Here is a 21231-nt window from a genome sequence, read left to right on the forward strand (position 1 = left end):
CGACCGCTCAAGGAAACGCCAGCCGGCCCGTCTGGATCGCCCACATCACGCTGGTCAGGGTGACCACGGACGCAAACGTCCCGAGCAGCACCGCGACGGAGGCGGACTCGATCCAGGCGTCGTTCTGCCGGGCGATGACGAACACGTTCAACGCCGGCGGCAGCGAGGCCATCAGCACGGCGGTCGCCGCCCAGGGCTGCGCGAACGGGCCGAACGCCAGCATCAGGCCGAACGCTGCGAGCGGGTGGATCAGGAGCTTGACCGCGATCACGCCCGGCACTTCCCACGGGACCCGATCGAACGGGCGGAGTGCGACGGTGACGCCGAGCACGAACAGTGCGGTCGGGGCGGCTGCGTTCTGGAGGAATGTGATGGTGCGATCGAGCGCGACAGGCATCTCAATATGCAGCGATGCGAAGGCCGCGCCAAAACAGGCCGACATGATCAGCGGGTTGAGCACGATCTGCTTCAGCACGACGCCGAAGGCATGCACGATCGAGGGATGATCGCGGTCGGAAAGCTCGATCAGCAGCGGCACGATGGTGAACAGGAAGATGCTGTCACAGCAGAAGATCAGCGCAGTGGGCGCCGAGGCCTTGGGCCCGAGCACGGCGAGCGCCAGCCCGGGTCCCATGTAACCGATGTTTCCGTAGCCACCGGAGAGCCCGGCGAGCGTCGCCTCGCGCAATGTCAGCCCTCCGAGAACCTTGCCGACGACCAGCGCGAGTGTGAACGCCGCAACGGTCGACAGCGTGGTCGCGACCAGGAATGGCGGGTTGTTCAATTCGGAGAACGGCGTCTTCGACATGATCGCAAACAGCAACGCCGGGAGCGACACATAGAGCAGGAAGAAGTTCATCCAGGCGAGGCCCGATTCCGGCAGGGATTTGACCTTGCCGCAAGCGAATCCAACGAAGATCAAGCCGAAATAAGGTAGAGCTAGATTGAGGATATCGACCATTGATAAAGTGTTTTCTGAAGATTTGGGGGCTATCTGCCCCGCACCCGCGGGTTAATTCCAGATCAGGGCACTAGCATCGGCCACAATCCTGGTCTATCGACGGGGAATGATTAAAGCGCGGACCGCCAAATTCCAGATCGGACAGGTCGTGCGCCACCGGATCTTCTCGTTCCGGGGCGTGATCTTCGACATCGATCCGGAATTCAACAACACCGAGGAGTGGTGGCTGTCGATCCCCGAGGAGGTGCGGCCCCACAAGGACCAGCCGTTCTATCACCTGCTCGCGGAGAACGCGGAGTCGGAATACGTCGCCTACGTCTCCGAACAGAACCTAGTGCCGGACGATTCCGGCGAACCGGTCCGGCATTCCCAGGTCGCCGAGATCTTCGTCAAGGACAAGACCGGCGGTTACCGCCCGCGCAATCCGTCGCTGAACTGAGTTCGCAGCCATCAACTGGCCAGCAAAAAAGGCGCTCGAACCGAGCGCCTTTTTCATGTCCGGGATCGGGTCCCGATTACTTCTGTCCAGCCGGAGGGGCGCCAGGCGCTTGCTGCTGCTTCTTCTGCAGCTCTTCAGCCTTCTTCTGGAGCTCTTCCTGCAGCTTCCTCTGGGTTTCCTCGAACACCTTCGGGTCGGTCGGCGGACCGTCATAGGCCTTCTGGAATTCGCCGGCGAGCGGCAGCGGCAGCGTCAGCGGCGCACCGTTGGCATTGATCGCCTGAACAACGAGGTTCTGGCCCTTCTTCATGCTGTTGATGAACTCGGGCGTGGCCTCGTAGTCGGACATGCAGCCGTTCTGGAAGCAGATCACGTACGGGCTCTGCAACGGCGCATTGTTGTCCACGATGATGCGGGTGCCGTGCACCAGCTGCATGCCGAGCGGCAGCGTCACACGCAGGATCTTCTTCGGCTCGCCTTCCGGCTCGATGATGACGGCCGCGATGACCGGCTGGCCCGACTCGATACGGCCGTCCTTGCCGGTGAAGCAGACCTGCTTGGCATTGGCGTCCTGGCCCTTGAGGCAGAACTTGGTCCAGGGGGCATAGATCAGCTGAATCTGCTGATCCGCGGGCTGAGCCGCGCCCTGCTGAGCCGGAGCGCCTTGGGCGGGAGCCGGCTGGGCGGGTGCCTGAGCGGCCGGCGCCGGCGCCTTGGGGGCAGCCTTCGGAGCCGCCTTCGGCGGAGCCGCCTTGGGCGCGGGCGCGCCCGGAGCTGGCGCGGGAGCCTGAGCCTCGGCGGCAAACGGGACGGCCAACGCTGTCGCCGTCAACAAGGCGAGAAGTCGCCCGCGCGGCCGGACGGACGCGGCCAAGTAACGGAAATTCATTGCGGAAAACCCTTTCTGAACGGGAAGTGCCCGAACCGCTTCGACGCACCGAACCTGGCCGCGTTGGGCGCGGCTCTCTCCCCGTCAAATGAGGCGGATAAGTGACGGCTCGGCGCTCGTGCGCGATTGCGTGCCTTCTTAACGTGGCCGACGAAAAGATCAATGCCGACAAGCGTCTTTGGCCGCGCGCCGGCGTGCGCCCCCGGGAAAATCCCTGTGATAGGATTCAGGCCCGCAGTCCTCGAATCAACGTGTGCAGATGTTCATGTTCCAGCGCCTTCTCGAGGGCCGCCCTGAGGGTCTTTGCGTCCGCCTCTGCATCCTGGCTTTCGCCTTGGGGCTCCCGGCAAGCGGCGCAAGGGCCGCGGAAGCCCACGCCATCGCCATGCACGGCAAGCCGGCGATGCCTGCCGATTTCACCCACATGCCTTACGTCAATCCTGAAGCCCCCAAAGGCGGCCGGCTGACCTGGGGCGTTCTCGGCACCTTCGACAGCCTCAATCCCTTCATCGTCAAGGGACTGGCCGTGCAGCCGGTCCGGAACTACGTGGTCGAGAGCCTGCTCGCGCGCGGCAATGACGAGCCGTTTACGCTCTACGGCCTGCTCGCCAGATCGGTCGAGACCCATGACGAGCGCAGCTTTGTCACGTTCCACATCGATCCCCGCGCCCGCTTCTCCGACGGCAAGCCAGTCCGCGCCGAGGACGTGCTGTTCTCCTGGCAGTTGCTGCGCGACCACGGCCGCCCCAATCACCGGCAATATTACGGCAAGGTCGCAAGGGCCGAGGCGCTGGATCCCCTCACCGTCCGCTTCGACCTTGCGGGAGCCAATGACCGCGAACTGCCGCTGATCCTCGGCCTGATGCCGATCCTGCCGAAACACGCGGTCGACGTCGCGGCTTTCGAGGAAACGACGCTGACAGGCCCGGTCGGCTCCGGCCCCTATCGCGTCACCGCGGTGAGGCCCGGCGCCAGCGTGACGCTGACCCGCAATCCCGACTATTGGGGCCGCGACCTCCCAATCAATCGCGGGCTCTACAATTTCGACGAGATCAGGCTCGACTATTTTCGCGAGGCCAACGGCCAGTTCGAAGCTTTCAAGCGCGGCCTCTATGATTTCCGCATCGAGCACGAGCCGCTGCGCTGGCACGACGGCTACGACTTTCCCGCGGCGAAGAATGGCGACGTGATCCGCGACACCTTCAAGCCGGGCGTGCCGCAACCTTCCGAATTTCTGGTGTTCAACACGCGGCGTTCCATCTTCGCCGACATCCGCGTGCGCCAGGCCTTGACGCTGCTGTTCGATTTCGAGCTGGTCAACCGCAACTACTTCTTCAACCTCTACTCGCGCGTCGCCGGCTATTTTGCCGGCTCGGATCTGTCAGCGTATGGCCTTCGCGCCGATGCGCGCGAGCGCGAGCTGCTCAAGCCGTTCGCCGCGCAGATCCCGCCTGACATCCTGGACGGCAGCTACCGCCTGCCGGTGACCGACGGTTCGGGCCGCGACCGGGCCACGCTCCGCGCAGCCCTGAAGCTGTTGTCGGAAGCCGGCTACGATCTCGACGGCACCGTGCTGCGCAACCGCGCGACCAAGGCGCCCTTCACCTTCGAGATTTTGGTCACGACCCGCGACCAGGAACGCGTCGCGCTGGCGTTCCAGCGCGACCTCAAGCGTGCCGGCATCGAGCCGAGCGTGCGATCGGTCGATCCCGTGCAATTCGACCAGCGCCGGCTCGCCTACGAATTCGACATGATCCAGAACCGCTGGGACCAGTCGCTGTCGCCCGGCAACGAGCAATATTTCTACTGGGGGAGCGCTGCCGCCGACAATCCGGGCACCCGCAACTACATGGGCGCCCGGGATCCCGCGGTCGATGCGATGATCGCCGCACTGCTGGAAGCCCGTGAACATACGGATTTCGTATCCGCAGTGCGGGCGCTCGATCGCGCTTTGATCTCCGGTTTCTACACAATCCCCCTGTTTAACGTATCGGAGCAATGGATCGCGCGCTGGAATCGGATAGAACGGCCAGAGGCCACCTCGCTGTCCGGCTATTTGCCGGAGACCTGGTGGTCGAGGGGGCCGCCGCAAGCTCATCAAGCAAAGTGACGCCGTGAACCAGCCAGCCGTATCGCCGACGCTCGACACGCTGTTTCAGCGCACGCTGATGCGGCAGCCGCACGCGACCGCTCTGCTCGACCCCCTGAACAAGTTCCGCGTGACCGGGCACCAGCCGCGGCGGATGAGCTATGCCGAGGCTGACACGGCCATCGAGGCGCTGTCGGCCTATTTCGTCGAATCGGGCCTGCCGGCCAATTCCGTCATCGCGATCCAGCTGCCGAACACGGTCGAGTTCGTGCTCACCGTGCTCGCCGCCCATCGCGCCGGCCTCGTCGTCGCCGTGCTGCCACTGCTCTGGCGCCATGCCGAACTGACCGCCGCTCTCAACCGCACCGCGGCGCGCGCCATCGTCACCATGAGCACGGTCGACGGCGTCAGCTATTCCGATCTCGCGATGCACGCGGCCGCGGAAGCCTTCTCCATCCGCCATGTCTGCGGCTTCGGCACCAACCTGCCCGAAGGTATGGCCTCGCTCGACGACGTGCTGGCCCGTCCGCCCGGCACCGCGCGCGCCGTGATTCAGGATGGCCGCAAGGCGGCGATGATCTCCTTCGACGTCACCGCGGAAGGCTTTCGTCCGGTGCCACGGCCGCATTTCAGCCTGATCGCCGGTGGGCTCGCGATGTCGCTGGAAGCCGACATCAGGCAGGGCGCGACCGTGATGGCGGCGTTCACGCCGATGTCGTTCGCGGGACTCGCCTCCTCGCTCGCGGTGTGGCTGCTGTGCGGCGGCACGCTGGTGCTGCATCATCCGTTCGAGAACGACGTGCTGGAGCAGCAGATCAACGCGCACGAATGCGACGTGCTGATCGCGCCGGCGCAATTTGCCCAGCGGCTGGGCGATTCCGATCTTGCGGCGCGAATGCCGACCTTGCGCAACGTCATCGGCCTGTGGCGTGCCCCCGAGCAGGTGGCGGCGAGCGAGGCATGGATCGCGCCGCATGCGCCGTTCACGGACGTCTATCTGTTCGGCGAGGCCGGATTGTTCGGCGCCCGGCGTGGCGCGGACGGCATGCCGGTGCCAGTGATGCCGGGACCGCACGGCGCGCCGCGCGAGCAGTCGGGTTCGTCGATCGCCGGCGAGATTCTGCTGACGCCGAAGGGCACGCTCGGGCTGCGCGGCCCGATGGTGCCGATCGCGGCCTACGCCCCGCCGCCGCCGGTCGGCGACAGCCTGATCGCGCAGCCGCCACGCGACTATGTCGACACCGGCTATGCCGCGCGGCTCGATCGTCCCAGCGGCGCGATCTGCATCACCGCGCCGCCCTCCGGGATCATGGCCGTCGGCGGCTACCGCTTCCTGTCCAACGACCTCCAGGAATGGGCGCGCCGGCTCGGCCAGGGCGCCTTGCTGACCGCGCTGCCCGACCGGCTCTCCGGTCACCGGCTCGCGGGCCGGGCCCAGGACAATGCCCGCGCCCGCGAGGCGCTCAGCGAACTCGGGCTTAACCCTCTGATGGTCGAAGCTTTTCGCGACCGTTCCGGGCCGGTCTAAGCGTAGTTTCGACCGTTCCATTGACGCTGCATTAAGGCGGCCGGACTAGATTGCGCGGCACCTGTTGCGTGATCAGAGTCTCTCGATGTCCCAGGCCGGCCCGATCCTGTTTGTGTCCAATGGCGAGCGGCCGGCCTTCATCGCGGCGCTGGACGAGGCGCGATTCTTCCCCGTGATCGACACCGCCTGGGCCGGCGCGGTGCGCGCGGTCGAAGAGGTACAGCCGGCCGTGGTTCTCGCCGCGATGGATGCCGGGCACGAGCCGCATCTGGCGCTGCTCGCCAGAAAGATCGCGGAGCAATCGCCCTACCTTCCCTTCGTGGCGCTGGATGCGGCAGGCGCACTCCCGCACAACGCCCTGCCCTTCTCTTCCTCGCGCGCCGGCCATTCCGAACGCCTGATCGCGCGGCTTCGCGCCGCACTACGGATTCGCACGCTCCATGCCACCGTGCTGCGCCGGCTGCCCGAGGTGAAAGTCGCGCTGCCGGAGGCTGATCCCGTTCGCGATGCCACGGTGCTTCTGATCGGTCGCGGCGCGGCTTACCCCGCGCTTTCCGTCGCGCTCGGCGAGCGCGTCGGCGTCATTGGGGCACTGTCGATCGAGGCGGCGGCCAAGCATCTCAACACCCGCGACCTCGACGGCGTCGTGCTCGCCGAAGGTTTTACCCCCCGCGTGACCGATGCCTTCCTCACGGTGCTCGCCGAGGACACCCGCTTCCGCAGCCTGCCCGTGATCGTCACTGCGCATCAGCTCACGCAGACTTACGACCTGCCCAATCTCGAACTGATCCCGGGCGAGCCGACCAAGGTCGCCGCCAACGCGCTGCCCCTGATCCGCCAGCACGCGATGGAAGCCCAGCTGAGCCGCACCCTGCGCTCGATCGATGCCGGCGGCTGGCTCGACCCGCGTAGCGGCCTGCTCACGGTGGAAGCCTTTGCACGCGATTTTGCCAAGGCGGTCGAGCAGACACTGGCCCGCGGTGGCGGCCTCTCGGTCGCGCGCTTCGCCTTCGACCCCGGCAATTCCCGCGCCCAGCTCGATGCCGCGCGTATTCTCAGCCGCCTGATGCGGCAGATGGATTTCGGCGTGGCGCAAAAGGACGGGTCGGTCATCGTCGTGTTCGCCGAGACCGACTTCCGCACCGCGCACATGATCGCCCGCCGCCTCTCCGCGGTGATGCGGCATACCTCGAACGGCAAGCACGAGATGCGCAGCGATCCCGTCGTCTCGGTGGATTCGCTGTCGCCGTCGGATACGGCACGGTCGCTGCTTGGGCGGCTGTCGGCCGATGCGTCGCGGGCAGCGTCGTAATCATCCGCCAGCGCTCGCTGCCGTCGGACTCGACTGCTCTTATGTGGAATCTTTAAGCGAAACACCATTCGCATTCTCATTCGCGACGGGCGGCAGCCGGCGCAAAAAACCCGCGGCCGGTAAACGGTCGCGGGTCCAAAGATCCGAAGCTCTGCCAGTACATCCGTGGTCAAAGCAACGTCAATGAGATTGCGGCAGCCTATGCGGCGCGCAGATCTTCAGCCGCAGACTTGCCGGTCCGGCGATCTGCAACGATTTCAAAAGAAACCTTCTGCCCTTCGTTGAGGGTATTCATGCCGGCGCGTTCAACGGCGCTGATATGAACGAAGACATCCTGGCTGCCTTCGTCCGGCTGAATGAATCCGAAGCCCTTTTGGCTGTTAAACCACTTCACAGTTCCCGTCGTCATGGGGATCGTCCTTTAAGATAGATAAACGTTTAGCCGCGCTCAGAAGCGCGGTGGGTGTCGTCGAGATCTGGAGGGAGGGTCGTCAGTCAGGCGCGCTTTTCAGCGGCGAGGCCAAGTCGTTCGGCCGAAACTCGATAGATTGAAGGTAGCAACTGTTCGATCATTCCGCAAGTGATCATATGTCGCTGTTCCGGGATCCGGGTGCGGCGCGTCCTTTCGCACCGCGCCGCCTCCGCAAACTTCTACGCCGCCTTCTTGCTCTGCGCGAGCTGGGCCAGCTGGCGCATGATCTCGGTGGTGCCGGCCAGACGCTCCTCCGGAGTCTCCCAATCCTGCAGGAACACCACCTTCATGTCGGGCCGCACCTTCGCGGCCTGGCCGTGGCTGCGGATGAACGACACCAGGCGGTCGGGATGGGCGAATGAATTATCACGGAAGGCGATCACGGCGCCCTTCGGACCGGCATCGATCTTGCCGACATTGGCCTGACGGCAGAACGCCTTGATCGCGGCGACCTTGAACAAATAGCGCACCTCGTCCGGCAGCACGCCGAAACGATCGCGCATCTCGGCGCCGAAGTTCTCGATCTCCTCCTCGCTATCGAGGTCGGCGAGCCGTCGGTACAACGACAGCCGCACCGAGAGATCGCCGACATAGTCCTCCGGAATCAGCACGGGCATGCCGATGGTAATCGTCGGCGACCAGCGGTCGGCGGCGGGCTCGGACACGCCGGCCTTGAGGTTGACGATCGCCTCCTCCAGCATCGACTGGTAGAGCTCGAAGCCGACCTCCTTGATGTGGCCGGACTGCTGCTCGCCCAGGATGTTGCCGGCGCCGCGGATATCGAGGTCGTGCGAAGCGAGCTGGAAGCCCGCGCCCAGCGTCTCCAGCGATTGCAGCACGGTGAGCCGGCGCTCGGCCTGCGCCGTGATCTTCTGCTGCGCCGGCAGCGTGAACAGCGCATAGGCCCGCAGCTTGGAACGGCCGACGCGGCCGCGGAGCTGATAGAGCTGGGCGAGGCCGAACATGTCGGCGCGATGCACGATCAGCGTGTTGGCGTTGGGAATGTCGAGGCCGGATTCCACGATCGTGGTCGACAGCAGGATGTCGAACTTGCCGTCGTAGAACGCGGTCATGATGTCCTCGATCACGGCGGGCGGCATCTGCCCGTGCGCGACCGCGACCTTCATCTCCGGCACGTTCTTGTCGAGGAAGTCCTTGACCTCGGCGAGGTCGTCGATGCGCGGCACCACGTAGAACGCCTGGCCGCCGCGATAGCGCTCGCGCAGCAGCGCCTCGCGGATCATCAGGGGATCGTGCGGAGCGACGAAGGTGCGGACCGCGAGACGGTCGACCGGGGGCGATGCGATGATCGAGAGCTCGCGCACGCCGGTGAGCGCGAGCTGGAGCGTGCGCGGGATCGGCGTGGCCGACAGTGTCAGCACGTGCACCTCGGCGCGGAGCTGCTTCAGCCGCTCCTTGTGGGTGACGCCGAAATGCTGCTCCTCGTCCACGATCAGCAGGCCGAGGTCGCGGAACTTGATCGACTTGCTGAGCAGCGCATGGGTGCCGACGACGATATCGACCGAGCCGTCGGTGAGGCCCTTCTTGACCAGATTGAGCTGCTTGGCCGGAACCAGGCGCGAGGCCTGCGCCACCTGGACCGGGAAACCCTTGAAACGGTCGGTGAACGTCTTGTGGTGCTGGCGGGCGAGCAGCGTGGTCGGCACCACGACCGCGACCTGCTTGCCTTCCAGCGCCACCGCGAATGCGGCGCGCAGCGCCACCTCGGTCTTGCCGAAGCCGACGTCGCCACAGATCAGCCGGTCCATGGGACGGCCAAGCTCGAGGTCCTTCAGCGTGGACTCGATCGCGCCAAGCTGATCCTCAGTCTCGTCATAGGGGAAGCGCGCGCAGAACTCGTCGTAAAGGCCCGGCTGCACCGGCAGCTTCGGCGCCTCGTGGAGGTGGCGCTCGGCGGCGATCTTGATCAGCTCGCCCGCGATCTCGCGGATGCGGTTCTTGAGCTTGGCCTTGCGGGTCTGCCAGCCCGAGCCGCCGAGACGATCGAGTTCGACCGAGGTCTGGTCGGAGCCGTAGCGCGACAGCAGCTCGATGTTCTCGACCGGCAGGAACAGCTTGGTCTCGGCGGCATAGTGCAGCTCGAGGCAGTCATGCGGCGCGCCGGCGACGTCGAGGGTCTGCAGGCCGATGAAGCGGCCGATGCCGTGATCGACGTGGACCACGATGTCGCCGGCGGCGAGGCTCGTCACCTCCGAGATGAAATTGTCGAGCTTGCGGCTCGCCTTGCGCGGCCGGACCAGCCGATCGCCAAGGATATCCTGCTCGCTGATGACAGCGATCTCGTCGGTCTCGAAACCGCTTTCCAGGCCGAGCACGGCGAGCATGGTCTCGTTGCGCGGGGTCGCCTGCACCGTGCGCCAACTGTTGACGCTGGTCACGGGCGTGAGCTTGTGATCGCGCAACATCGAGGTCATGCGGTCGCGCGAGCCCTCGGTCCAGAGCGCGATGACCACCTTCTTGCGGCTTGTCAGCAGCCCATGCACATGTGCGACGACGGCTTCGAAGACGTTGACCTTGTTATCGTTGCGCTCCGGCGCGAAGTCGCGGCCTTTGCGTGCGCCGGCGTCGACTACGCTGGTACCATCGGCAGGCACCGAAAACTGCGTCAGCCGCACCAGCGGCATCCCGCTCTCGCGCTTGCCCCACTCCTCCTCAGTCAAATAGAGCCTCTCAGGCGGCAGCGGCTTGTAGATGGCGCCGCCGCCCGGATGCTCCATCGCGTCGCGGCGCGCCTGGTAATAATCGAGGATCTGCTTGAAGCGCTCGCGGATGGCATCCTCGGCCTGCGGCTCGATCGCGACGGCTGCTCCTTGCAGATAGTCGAACAGCGTGTCCATCCGGTCCTGGAACAGCGGCAGCCAGTGCTCCATGCCGGGATGACGGCGGCCCTCGCTGACGGCTTCGTAGAGTGCATCGTCGCGCTCGGGCGCGCCGAACTCGGCGACATAGCCCATGCGAAAGCGGCGGATGGTGTCGGTGACGAGCTGGAATTCGGAGATCGGCACGAGATCGAGCGCGCGCATGTCGAGCAGCGTGCGCTGGGTCTCGGCATCGAAGGTGCGGATCGATTCCAGGCTGTCGCCGAAGAAGTCGAAGCGGACGGGCTGTTCCAGGCCGGCCGGAAACAGGTCCAGAATGCCGCCGCGCACCGCGTATTCGCCGGGCTCGCGCACGGTCGAGGAGCGGTTGTAGCCGTTGTGTTCGAGCCAGGCGACGATGGTGTCCATCGGCACGACGTTGCCGGGCGCGACCGACAGCGCCTGCGCCGCAACGAGGTCGCGTGCCGGCACGCGCTGCACCGCGGCGTTCACCGTGGTCAGCACGATCAGGGGCTTGTCGCTGCCGGTCAGGGACGCCAGCCGGGCCAGCGTCGTCAGCCGCTGCGCGAGGACGCCGCCATGCGGCGAGACGCGGTCATAGGGTTGGCAATCCCAGGCCGGAAATGTCAGCACGGGCAAATCGGGCGCGAAGAATTGCAGCGCGCGTTCGAGCTGCTGCATCCGCGGGCCGTCGCGGCAGATCACCGCGAGGCTGACAGCCGGCTTCTTCGGCCGCGCCGCGATGGCGCGCGCGAGATCGGAAACGACGAGGCCCTCGGCACCCTCGGCGACATTGGCAAGCGTGAGCGCGCGGCCGGGCGTGAGCAGCTCGGCCGGCGATTTCATCCCCTGCTTCATACGTCGCGGTCCGCGATCGGAAACGCCTTGATGCGCGCAAACAGCGGGCCGATGACGTCGGCGGCAAGCACCTTGTCCCCCGTGATGGCGGCATAGAGGTCGGGATCGGCCTCTTCGAGCAGGGTCTCGAGCTGCGTCAGCTCGTCATCGGACAGATTGCCGATCTCGGCATCCGCGAAGCGGCCGAGGATCAGGTCCATCTCGCGCGTGCCGCGGTGCCAGCAGCGGAACAGAAGCCGCTTGCGGCGGTCGTCCAGCCCGTTGCTCGATCGTGTCGTTCCCGTCATGTCTCAATTCCAGTCAAACGCCAAAAGCCCGGACGTGCCGGGCCGGGGTGATATAGCCACTCGGGCGGGCCCTGTCAGCCCTCGATTTGTCATGGCCCGCCGCCGCCGCAGGGACACGAAAAAACACGTGGATGCCGGGCATAAAGCCGGGCATGACCAGCGAAAACGATCCTAGGTTCGCCTGATGCGCCCCAGCCTGCTCAATCCGCTGTTTGCCCCCGTGACCAGCCTGCCCGGCGTCGGTCCGAAGCAGGACAAGCTGCTGCAATATCTGCTCAGCCGCAATGAGACGCCGCGGCTGGTCGATCTGTTGCTGCATTTGCCGAGCCAGGTCATCGACCGCCGCGCGCGGCCGAAGATCCGCGATGCCGTGCAGGGAACCATGGTGACGCTGGAGGTCACCGTCGACCGCCACCGCCCGCCCCCGCCGCGCAATGCGCGTGCGCCCTACCTCGTCTACGCCAGCGACGATACCGGCGATGTCGTGCTGACGTTCTTCCGCGCAAAACCCGGCTATGTCGAGAAGCTGCTGCCGATCGGCGAGAAGCGCTTCGTCTCCGGCACGCTGCAGATGTACGACGGCATCCCGCAGATCGTGCATCCCGACCGGGTGCTGGACGAGGAGGCGATTTCAAAACTCTCCGGCATCGATCCCGTCTATCCCTTGACCGAAGGCCTTGCGCTCGGCTCGCTGCGCCGCGCGGTCGCGCAGGCACTGCAAAAGCTGCCGGCGCTGCCGGAATGGATCAGCCCGGAGGTGCTGCGCCGCTGCGGCTTCCCGCCGATCACCGAGGCGCTCAACCGCGTGCATCAGCCGGTCGAGCTCACCGACATTCTGCCCGACCAGCCGTTCTGGTCGCGGCTCGCCTTCGACGAACTCCTGGCCGGGCAACTCGCCCTAGCTCTGATTCGCGCGCAATTGCGCCGCCCGGCCGGTGTGCGCAACGCCGGCGACGGACACCTCCGCAACAAGATCATCGATGCCCTGCCCTATGCGCTGACAATCTCCCAACGCGATGCCGCCGCGGCCATCGCCGACGATCTGCAACAACCGGTGCGCATGCTGCGCCTGCTCCAGGGCGACGTCGGCTCCGGCAAGACCGTAGTCGCCCTGCTGGCCGCTGCTGCCGTCACCGAGGTTGGCAAGCAGGCGGCGCTGATGGCGCCGACCGAAATTTTGGCCCGTCAGCACATCAAGACCATCGCGCCGCTCGCCGAGCGCGCGGGCATGCGGGTCGCGATCCTCACCGGCCGCGAAAAGGGCAAGGAGCGGCGGGACCTGCTGGCACAACTCGAAGCCGGCGAGATCGACCTGCTCGTCGGCACCCATGCGTTGATCCAGGACGACGTGATCTTCAGCGATCTCGCCCTCGCCGTCGTCGACGAGCAGCATCGATTTGGCGTGCGCGAGCGGCTGGCGCTGACGTCAAAGGGCGAGGCCGTCGACGTGCTGGTGCTGAGCGCCACGCCGATTCCGCGCACGCTGGTGCTGACCTATTTCGGCGACATGGACATCAGCGAGCTCAGGGAGAAGCCGGCCGGCCGCCAGCCGATCGAAACTCGCACCATATCGATGAGCCGCCTCGGCGAGGTCACCGATAGCATCGGCCGCGCGCTCGAATCCGGCAAGCTGGTCTACTGGATCTGCCCGCTGGTCGAGGAATCCGAGGCCGAGGGTACCGAGCACCTGACCAATGCGACCAAGCGCTTCGAAACCCTGCAGAAGCGTTTCGGCGACCGCGTCGGCCTCGTCCACGGCCAGATGAAGGGCACCGAGAAGGACCGCGTCATGGGCCAGTTCGCCGCCCACGAGATCGGGCTGCTGGTCGCGACCACCGTGGTCGAAGTCGGTGTCGACGTGCCGGCGGCGACCATCATGGTGATCGAGAACGCCGAACGTTTTGGCCTCGCCCAGCTTCATCAATTGCGCGGCCGCATCGGGCGCGGCTCGGAGGCCTCAACCTGTCTGCTGCTCTACTCCGAGCCGCTCGGCGAGATGTCGAAGGCGCGGCTGAAGGTGATCCGCGAGACCACCGACGGCTTTCGCATCGCCGAGGAAGATCTGAAACTGCGCGGCGAAGGCGATGTGCTCGGCGTGCGCCAGAGCGGCTTGCCCGGCTACCGCATCGCCCGCTCGGAGGTGCACGGTCAGCTCATCACGCAGGCCCGCGACGAGGCGCTGCGCATCCTGAAGGACGATCCAAAGCTGAAGGGCGAGCGCGGCGAGGCGTTGCGATGCCTGCTGTATCTGTATGAGCGGGATGAAGCGATCCCGCTGATCGGAGCGGGTTAGCCGGCCGCTCGTTGCCGCCCAATCTCATAGGCCGCCACATGCGCGCGGGCGAGATCCAGCAGCGGCGTGTCGATGCCGAGTGCACGCGCCCGGTTGGCCATATCGCCGAGGATGTGCTCCGCCTCGGTGATCGAGCCGCGCTCGATATCACGCAACATCGAGGCCTTGAGCGGGGAGTCCGGGGTCGTGAACAGCTTCCGGTCAAACTCGATGAAAGGCGCTCGCGGCTCAAAACCCGAGGCCGTCGCGACGGCGCAGCATTCGGCAAACAGCCGGAAGATGGATTGCTCGCCGTTCGGCACCGCCAGAATGTCTCCGATGCTTGCACGCATCAGGCAGGTGATGCCGGCGAGCGTCGAGAGCTGGACGAATTTCTCCCACATGTCCTGCATGATCGCTTCGCTGGCGCGCACGTCGATACCGGGCACATGCAGCAGCGTCTCCAGGGCGAGCACACGCTCGCTCAACGACCCCCCGATCTCGCCGAAGACGATGGTCTGATTGGCCATGAACTGAACGACACGGCCATCCGCATCGAGCCCGGCACTGACGTTCGCGAGCCCGCCGAGGACGCAGCTCGCGCCGAACCGCGCAGTCAGGGCGTCGACATGTTTCAAGCCGTTGAGGATCGGCAAAATCATCGTGTTGGCGCCAACGGCCGGGGCAAACTGGGCCATCGCATCGTCGAGCGAGTAGGATTTCACCCCGACGAGCACGACGTCGAAGGGGTGCTTGACATCGTTGGCCAGGATGACGTTCGGCTGCACGGCGAAGTCGCCATGCGGGCTCACGACCTGCAATCCATTCCGCCGCAATTGCTCCGCACGCCCGGCCCGCACCAGAAAGGTCACGTCGCCGCCGGCTCGGACCAGGCGCGCTCCGTAGTAGCCTCCAAGCGCTCCCGCGCCGATCACAAGTACTCTCATTCGAACTCCCATTGCGGAGCGACCGCTTCCGCAGAAACAATAACAGAGGGGCCGCGCGCCGTCTCCTCCCCGTCATTGCGAGCGCAGCGAAGCAATCCAGAATCCCTCCGCGGTAAGACTCTGGATTGCTACGCTGCGCTCGCAATGACTGTGTGGGTCAAGCCGGGCACATAGCGATCGGGTGGAATCGCGGCGACGCCCTCTCACCCGGCGTGCGCGCGCAAGAACCTGCCGTGCTCCGCTTCGGTCGCATCGTTGGCGGGGAACATGCACTCGAGCCGCAGTTCCTCCGCCGTCACCGTCTGCGGCGTTCCGACCGTCGTGATCAGAGAGAAGTAGTCCAGCGTCACGCCGTCCTTGACGAAGGACAGCGGGATCATCGGCATCGCATCGGAGGCCGACGGCGCACGCCATTCCGGCTTCACCCCGGGGTATTGCGACAATTCCTCCAGCAGCGCCTTGGTCCTGATGTCAACGACGTGTCCGACTGCCTCGCGATACACCCGCGCCAGCAGCCCACGGGCGGTCTGCGGCCAGTTCGCGATGAAGGGGCGCATGCCCTCCGGATCGAACATGAGATGCAGCAGGTTTCGTGGCGCCGGCCGTGCGGACATGTCGATGAAGCAATTGAACATTAGCGGCGCAGCCTCGTTGGTCATCAGCACGTTCCAGTAGCGGTCCATGACGATGGCGGGAAACGGCTCGTGCTGACGCAGCATGCGTTGCAGGGCACGGTTGATGCTCGTCATGGCGGGCGCCTCGAGCGCGGGATCGGAATAAGTCGGCGCATAGCCGGCGGCCAGCAGCAGCTCGTTGCGTTCGCGTAAGGGCACGTCGAGGGCTTGCGCAAGATCGAGCAGCATCTGGCGGCTCGGAACGCTGCGGCCGCTCTCGACGAAGCTGATGTGCTTCTGCGAGACGCCGGCGTCGAAGGACAGATCGAGCTGCGTCTTGCCGCGAATGTCCCGCCATTGACGCAGCAGCGCGCCCGCGGAACTGGCGCGCGTCTTGGGGGCACTGGCCGTCGCTTTCATGGCCGACTGATCCTTCCTGTCAATGTGCGGCATCGTCAACGCGCATCGGCGGCGGTGCGTCGGCTTATCCGAGGCACCGCCGCCGATGGTAGCAGGTTCGAAGCGATCAACCGAAGGCGACCGGTCCCACGGCGCCGACCCAGTGCCGTACCTTGGTAGCGTCCCTCTCGTCCATGTAGAAGAAGTGCGTCATCGTCGGATGAACCGTCTTCATCGAGGGATCATCGGGTGTCATGTCCACGATACCGCGAAACACCTTCAGGGCGCCGGCGTCCCAGTATTCGGTGACGTGATGCAGCGCGGTGAAGCCGGTGTCGATGAAGGCCTTGAGGTTGGCGCGGATCGCCTCGCGCCCCTTCCAATCGGCGACGCCGAGGTTGCAGACGGCATCCTCCGCAAAACAATCAAAACCTCGTCCAAAGGTCTTGTCGTCGATCTCCCGCCACATGTCGAGCAGCCATTGCGGCGGCTCCTTCTTCGTAAACATGACTTGCATAGCTCTCTCCTGATGCACCGACACACGCGCGACAGGAGGCTTGATTGAATGCGTCCTGTCGGGTGGATGACCGGGACAGTAGCCAGGCTGCGGATGGGCTCAATTACATGCCAGGTAATAAAGCGCGTTCGGGAAGCCTCCTCTTTCCCTGGCCCCGACTTTATGGAACCCTACGACGATGCGCCGGATCATCGTCGTGGGCTGTCAGGGCAGCGGAAAGACGAGCCTCTCCCGGAATCTCGGGCGAAAGCTCGGGCTGCCCGTGGTGCATCTCGACGTGCTCTACTGGCGGCCGGGCTGGAAGCCGTCCGACAAACCGAGCTTCCGGGCGCGCGTCACTGACGCGATCGCGGGCGACGCATGGGTTGTCGACGGCAGCTTCTCGGGACTTGCCTTCGATCTCACGCTCGCGCGCGCCGATACGCTGGTCGTCATCGACCGCCCGCGCTGGCTCTGCCAGTGGCGCATTCTCCTGCGCTCCGCCTTCGATCGCGACAAGCCCCGGCCTGACCTCCCCGAAGGGTGTCCCGAACAGTTCGATTGGAAATTGATGCGCGAGGCATGGCGCTACGACACCGAGCGCGCGCCTGTCATCGAGGCCGAGCGCGTGCAGTATGGCGCTGACGTCCCGGTCGTGCGCTTGAGACGCGATCGGGACATCCAGGGTTTTCTGGATTCGGTGCACGGCAGATGATCGATGGCCGTGACGCGAGACCGACGATCAGAATTTCTTCCGCGCGATACGCGCGGCGAATGCCTTCATCAGGTCGGTATCCGCCGCGTCGCCTTTGGCGTCCTCGGCGAGATGCTCGAACCAGCGCGCAAAGCCTTCGTAAACCTGGCTCGCCGGATGATCGGGGCCGAGAAAGCCGGAAATCTCCCGCATCTCCGCAACCCAGCGATAGGCTTTCGGAATCATGTCCGGCAGCGCGACTTCGAGCCGGGCCAGAACCGCGGGCTGGCTGAGTGCGAGTTCGTCGCGCAGCGCATCCGCAGCCCCCGCTTTCGTTGCCGCGACCACCATCGCCGCGCCGATGCCGGCGAGGCCCTTGACGATGCCGGCGTAGGACATTTTCAGCGCGGACGCGGCGCCGACCGGCCCTTCGACGATCCGCACGTCGAGCCCGAAATCCTTCAGCACGGCGACATCCTGGGCGTGCTCGCCCGACATGTAGAAGGCCGGGCTCTTGCCACCGGGCTGGGGCGGGAACCCGATGATGCCGGCATCGACGAACGGCGCCTGTGCCGAGCCGATGATCTCCTCGATCCTCATCACGGTATCGACGTTGACGGCATTGCAATCGACCACGACCGGCTTCTTCTCGCGCCGGACGATCAGCCCGGCCAGCCACTCGGCGAGCGCCACGGCTTCGCCCGGCGGCACGATCGAGAGGATGATGTCGGCGTCCGCGATCGCGTCGTCCTCGGCGCCGATCATGCCGGTATCCGCCGCGCGTTTGCGCGTCGCCTCGCTCCGCCCTTTCAAGGACGTCAGCACGCGCGCACCGTGCTCGCCGAGACGGCGGGCCACGGCACTGCCCATGGCACCGGGCGCGAGGATCGCAATGGTTTTGGACATCGTGCACTCCAGATCGAATTTCGAGCAACGCGCTCGGTTCAACCGGAGACTAGCAGAGGACGGGACGCCAGCGTGAGCGCCGGCCATCCCGCAGAGGAATGGCCCTACTCCACCTTCGCAGGCTGAGGCTGGAGCGCCGAGGCGTTGGCAATACGCGCGGCATTCGCCATGCCAGCGAGGGCCGCCGCCTTCTTCGAATCGGGCGCCGAGCCCGGCTGCACCACGCCGGCCGACATGATCAGCGTCGCGGCGTCTTCGGTGCTCATGTCGACCTCGACAATCTTGCTCTTGGGAACGTAGAAGAAGAAGCCGGTGGTCGGGTTCGGCGAGCAAGGCAGGAACACCGAGACGTGCTCCTCCTGACCAGGCAGGCTGCGGGAGACATCCTCGTTCGGCGATTGCGAGATCAGCACGATCGACCACATGCCCGGCGAGGGAAACTCGACCAGGCCGACTTTGCGGAAGCTCGAGCCCTTGCCCGAGAACAGGGTCTCGAACACCTGCTTCAGGCCGCGGTAGATGGCGCGCACTGCCGGAATGCGGCCGAGGAAAGTCTCGCCGACATCGACCAGTGTCCGGCCGATCAAATTGGCCGCGAGGAAGCCGACCAGAGTCAGCGTGAAGAATGCGACGATCAGCCCCCAGCCGGGGATGACGTACGGCATGTAGGTTTCAGGCCGATAGGCCAGCGGCACGAATGGCCGCACCACGCCATCAACCCAGGTGACGAACCACCAAACCAGATAAAAGGTGATCGCAACCGGTCCCGTCACCACGAGCCCGGTGAGAAAATAATTGCGGAAGCGGCCTATCAGGCCGGTATGCGGCTCCGGCACGGGATCAAGAGGCGCAGGCGCGTCGTCACGGGGGTTCATTCGGGTTCCAGGTCGGTCGCTTCGTTCAAGCTAGGGTCTTCTAGCAGGTTTTGGAAGACCACGAAGCGTTCCGGCCCGACCCTTCCGCCTATTCCACCGTCACGGATTTCGCGAGATTGCGCGGCTGGTCGACGTCGGTCCCCATGATCACCGCCGTATGATAGGCGAGCAGCTGAACGGGGACGGCATAGACCATCGGCGTGAACGCCGCCGCCATATCAGGCATGACGATGGTGACGAGGGATTCGACGGTCGCCTCCGCCGCGCCTTTGGCGTCGGTCATCAGGATGATCTTGCCGCCGCGGGCAGCGACCTCCTGCATGTTGGAGACGGTCTTTTCGAACACCCGGTCGTAGGGCGCGATGACGACGACGGGCATGGTTTCGTCGATCAGCGCGATCGGGCCGTGCTTGAGCTCGCCGGCGGCATAGCCCTCGGCGTGGATGTAGGAGATCTCCTTCAGCTTCAACGCGCCTTCGAGGGCGAGCGGGAAGCTGGTGCCGCGACCGAGATAGAGCACGTCGCGCGACTTGGCGATCTCGCGGGCGAGCTTCTCGATCTGGAGCTCGGTGGTGAGCGCATCCGACATCAAACGCGGGATCTCGACGAGCCCGTGGACGAGCTTGGTCTCGTCCTCGTCGGACAGTTCGCCGCGGGCCTTGCCGGCTGCGATCGCAAGATTTGCCAGCACCATGAGCTGGCAGGTGAAGGCCTTGGTCGAAGCGACGCCGATCTCTGGGCCGGCCAGCGTTGGCAGCACGGTCTCGCTTTCGCGCGCGATCGTCGAGGTCGGCACGTTGACGACGGCGATCGTATGCACGCCCTGGTCCTTGGCGTAACGCAGCGCGGCCAACGTGTCGGCGGTCTCGCCCGATTGCGAGATGAAGATGGCGAGATCGCCCTTGCGCAAGGGCGCCTCGCGGTAGCGGAATTCGGAGGCGACATCGACTTCGACCGGCACGCGCGCGAAACGCTCGAACCAGTATTTTGCGACGAACCCGGCGTAGCTCGCAGTGCCGCAGGCCGTGATGTTGATGCGCTGGATATTCTTGAAGTCGAACGGCAGCTTGACCGGCAGCGAGACCCGCTCGGTCGCCATGTCGACATAGCGTGCCAGCGTATGGCCGACCACTTCAGGCTGCTCGTGGATCTCCTTGGCCATGAAGTGGCGATAGTTGGCCTTGTCGACCAGCGAGGTCGAGGCGGCGTGCTTGGTCTTCTCGCGCTGGACGGCGTGGCCGTCCTTGTCGAAGACCGAAGCGCTCGTATGGGTCAGCACGACCCAGTCGCCGTCCTCGAGATAGCTGATCGTGTCGGTGAACGGCCCCAGCGCAATGGCGTCGGAGCCGAGATACATCTCGCCGTCACCATAGCCGATCGCGAGCGGCGGACCGTTGCGGGCGCCGATCATCAAATCGTCCTCGCCGGCGAAGATGAAGCCGAGCGCGAACGCGCCGCGCAGCCGCGCCAATGTCAATTTCACCGCTTCCACCGGCTTGTTGCCGCGCGTGAGCAGATCGTCGACGAGATGCAGCACGATCTCGGTGTCGGTCTGGGTGTGGAACACCGTGCCTTTCTTCTCGAGCTCCTCGCGCAGCTCGCGGAAATTCTCGATGATGCCGTTGTGAACCACGGCGACACGCTCGGTCGCGTGCGGGTGCGCATTGTTCACGGTCGGCTTGCCGTGGGTGGCCCAGCGGGTGTGACCGATTCCGGTCGAGCCCTTGAGCGGCTCGGCTTCCAGCCGCTTCTCCAGATTCTTCAGCTTGCCCTCGGCGCGGCGGCGCTCGAGATGCTTGCCCTCGAGCGTGGCGACGCCCGCGGAATCATAGCCGCGATATTCAAGACGTTTGAGCGAATCCACCAATTGCTCTGCAACCGGCTCGCGCCCGAGAATGCCGACAATCCCGCACATGCGGATCAATATCCCCCAAATCGTCGAAAAATCGCCTAAACGACGCGCTCGGTTTTTAGCGAAGTTCCTAAGGAACCAGATACTCAATAATTATTGCTGATTGAGACAGCAGCAACGGCGACGAGCCTCGCCTGCGTCGAACTGGCTGGGCCTTAAACCGCGCGCGTTAACTTGTTGTCAACAAATTTGGCCAACCCTTGCGTACCAAGGAGAGAGGCCATGAAAGGCTCATCCAACCGCAAAGGTCTGTCATCGATGGCGGTGCGCGCCAGTGAGACCACCGGCACGCACCTTGCGCATTGGCCGCCGCCCCAGCGCGGCAAGGAAAGCAAGCCCGTCTTCATCAAGCACGTCGCCGGCGAGCCGGCAAAGCGTGCCAAGCCACGCGGCTGGCGCCTGACGCGCGCGATCTTCTCGGAATTCGCCGACGACGAATAG

18 protein-coding genes are annotated in these 21231 nt (G+C 65.3%); 7 read left to right on the forward strand and 11 right to left on the reverse strand.

The genetic code is table 11. The features are described 5' to 3' along the window. Positions 1-7 precede the first annotated feature (7 nt). Positions 8-961 (reverse strand): AEC family transporter, encoded by a 954-nt coding sequence (locus N551_RS0110795; RefSeq protein ID WP_027566999.1) that lies wholly within the window; start codon positions 959-961, stop codon positions 8-10. Positions 962-1067: 106 nt separating this feature from the next. Here N551_RS0110795 and hspQ point away from each other — a divergent pair, with 106 nt between their 5' ends. Continuing rightward, entirely contained in the window at positions 1068-1400 is a 333-nt protein-coding gene (gene hspQ / locus N551_RS0110800; RefSeq protein WP_027518019.1) for a heat shock protein HspQ, read from the forward strand. A 76-nt stretch (positions 1401-1476) separates the two neighbouring features. Here the strand turns inward: hspQ and N551_RS0110805 are convergent, their stop codons facing one another. Next, complete coding sequence (locus N551_RS0110805; RefSeq protein ID WP_027567000.1) at positions 1477-2289, reverse strand: invasion associated locus B family protein; 813 nt, start codon at positions 2287-2289, stop codon at positions 1477-1479. Positions 2290-2548: 259 nt separating this feature from the next. Here N551_RS0110805 and N551_RS0110810 point away from each other — a divergent pair, with 259 nt between their 5' ends. The 3 genes from N551_RS0110810 to N551_RS0110820 all read left to right on the forward strand — a co-directional run bounded on the left by N551_RS0110810 (position 2549) and on the right by N551_RS0110820 (position 7218). Further along, positions 2549-4399: an extracellular solute-binding protein gene (locus N551_RS0110810; protein WP_027567001.1), complete on the forward strand. Its 1851-nt coding sequence runs from the start codon at positions 2549-2551 to the stop codon at positions 4397-4399. Positions 4400-4403: 4 nt separating this feature from the next. Further along, entirely contained in the window at positions 4404-5906 is a 1503-nt protein-coding gene (locus N551_RS0110815; protein ID WP_027567002.1) for a class I adenylate-forming enzyme family protein, read from the forward strand. 85 nt (positions 5907-5991) lie between these two features. After that, entirely contained in the window at positions 5992-7218 is a 1227-nt protein-coding gene (locus N551_RS0110820; protein ID WP_027567003.1) for a hypothetical protein, read from the forward strand. A gap of 199 nt (positions 7219-7417) precedes the next feature. Here the strand turns inward: N551_RS0110820 and N551_RS0110825 are convergent, their stop codons facing one another. The 3 genes from N551_RS0110825 to N551_RS0110835 form a co-directional block, all read right to left on the reverse strand. Continuing rightward, on the reverse strand, positions 7418-7627 hold the full coding sequence (locus N551_RS0110825; protein ID WP_007610535.1) for a cold-shock protein: 210 nt from the start codon (positions 7625-7627) through the stop codon (positions 7418-7420). 242 nt (positions 7628-7869) lie between these two features. Beyond that, complete coding sequence (mfd, locus tag N551_RS0110830) at positions 7870-11388, reverse strand: transcription-repair coupling factor (RefSeq protein ID WP_027567004.1); 3519 nt, start codon at positions 11386-11388, stop codon at positions 7870-7872. Beyond that, complete coding sequence (locus tag N551_RS0110835; RefSeq protein WP_027567005.1) at positions 11385-11675, reverse strand: succinate dehydrogenase assembly factor 2; 291 nt, start codon at positions 11673-11675, stop codon at positions 11385-11387. Before N551_RS0110835 ends, mfd begins: the two co-directional genes overlap by 4 nt. Positions 11676-11859: 184 nt before the next feature. On the opposite strand from N551_RS0110835, the gene recG reads away from it, so the two are divergent. Further along, positions 11860-13968 (forward strand): ATP-dependent DNA helicase RecG, encoded by a 2109-nt coding sequence (gene recG / locus N551_RS0110840; RefSeq protein WP_027567006.1) that lies wholly within the window; start codon positions 11860-11862, stop codon positions 13966-13968. Here the strand turns inward: recG and panE are convergent. From panE to N551_RS0110855, 3 genes are all read right to left on the reverse strand, one after another. Further along, entirely contained in the window at positions 13965-14894 is a 930-nt protein-coding gene (gene panE, locus N551_RS0110845) for a 2-dehydropantoate 2-reductase (protein WP_027567007.1), read from the reverse strand. The two genes, recG and panE, sit on opposite strands and share 4 nt — an antisense overlap. Positions 14895-15097: 203 nt before the next feature. Beyond that, positions 15098-15928 (reverse strand): helix-turn-helix domain-containing protein, encoded by an 831-nt coding sequence (locus N551_RS0110850; protein ID WP_027567008.1) that lies wholly within the window; start codon positions 15926-15928, stop codon positions 15098-15100. A 106-nt stretch (positions 15929-16034) separates the two neighbouring features. After that, complete coding sequence (locus tag N551_RS0110855) at positions 16035-16424, reverse strand: nuclear transport factor 2 family protein (protein WP_027567009.1); 390 nt, start codon at positions 16422-16424, stop codon at positions 16035-16037. Between the two features lie 178 nt (positions 16425-16602). Between N551_RS0110855 and N551_RS0110860 the strand changes: the two genes are divergently transcribed. Further along, positions 16603-17118 carry an ATPase AAA gene (locus N551_RS0110860; RefSeq protein WP_027567010.1) on the forward strand — a complete coding sequence of 172 codons (516 nt, stop codon included), beginning with the start codon at positions 16603-16605 and terminating at the stop codon, positions 17116-17118. 27 nt (positions 17119-17145) lie between these two features. On the opposite strand, the gene N551_RS0110865 is transcribed toward N551_RS0110860, so the two are convergent. The 3 genes from N551_RS0110865 to glmS form a co-directional block, all read right to left on the reverse strand. Continuing rightward, on the reverse strand, positions 17146-18003 hold the full coding sequence (locus tag N551_RS0110865; RefSeq protein WP_027567011.1) for an NAD(P)-dependent oxidoreductase: 858 nt from the start codon (positions 18001-18003) through the stop codon (positions 17146-17148). 104 nt (positions 18004-18107) lie between these two features. Then, a complete protein-coding gene (locus tag N551_RS0110870) occupies positions 18108-18878 on the reverse strand; it encodes a DUF502 domain-containing protein (protein WP_027567012.1) in 771 nt (256 codons plus the stop codon). Positions 18879-18966: 88 nt separating this feature from the next. Continuing rightward, complete coding sequence (gene glmS, locus N551_RS0110875; RefSeq protein WP_027567013.1) at positions 18967-20793, reverse strand: glutamine--fructose-6-phosphate transaminase (isomerizing); 1827 nt, start codon at positions 20791-20793, stop codon at positions 18967-18969. 219 nt (positions 20794-21012) lie between these two features. On the opposite strand from glmS, the gene N551_RS0110880 reads away from it, so the two are divergent. Next, positions 21013-21231 carry a hypothetical protein gene (locus tag N551_RS0110880; protein WP_018457943.1) on the forward strand — a complete coding sequence of 73 codons (219 nt, stop codon included), beginning with the start codon at positions 21013-21015 and terminating at the stop codon, positions 21229-21231.

It is taken from the genome of Bradyrhizobium sp. URHA0013 (assembly GCF_000518345.1).
In the GTDB taxonomy this organism is placed as follows: domain Bacteria; phylum Pseudomonadota; class Alphaproteobacteria; order Rhizobiales; family Xanthobacteraceae; genus Bradyrhizobium.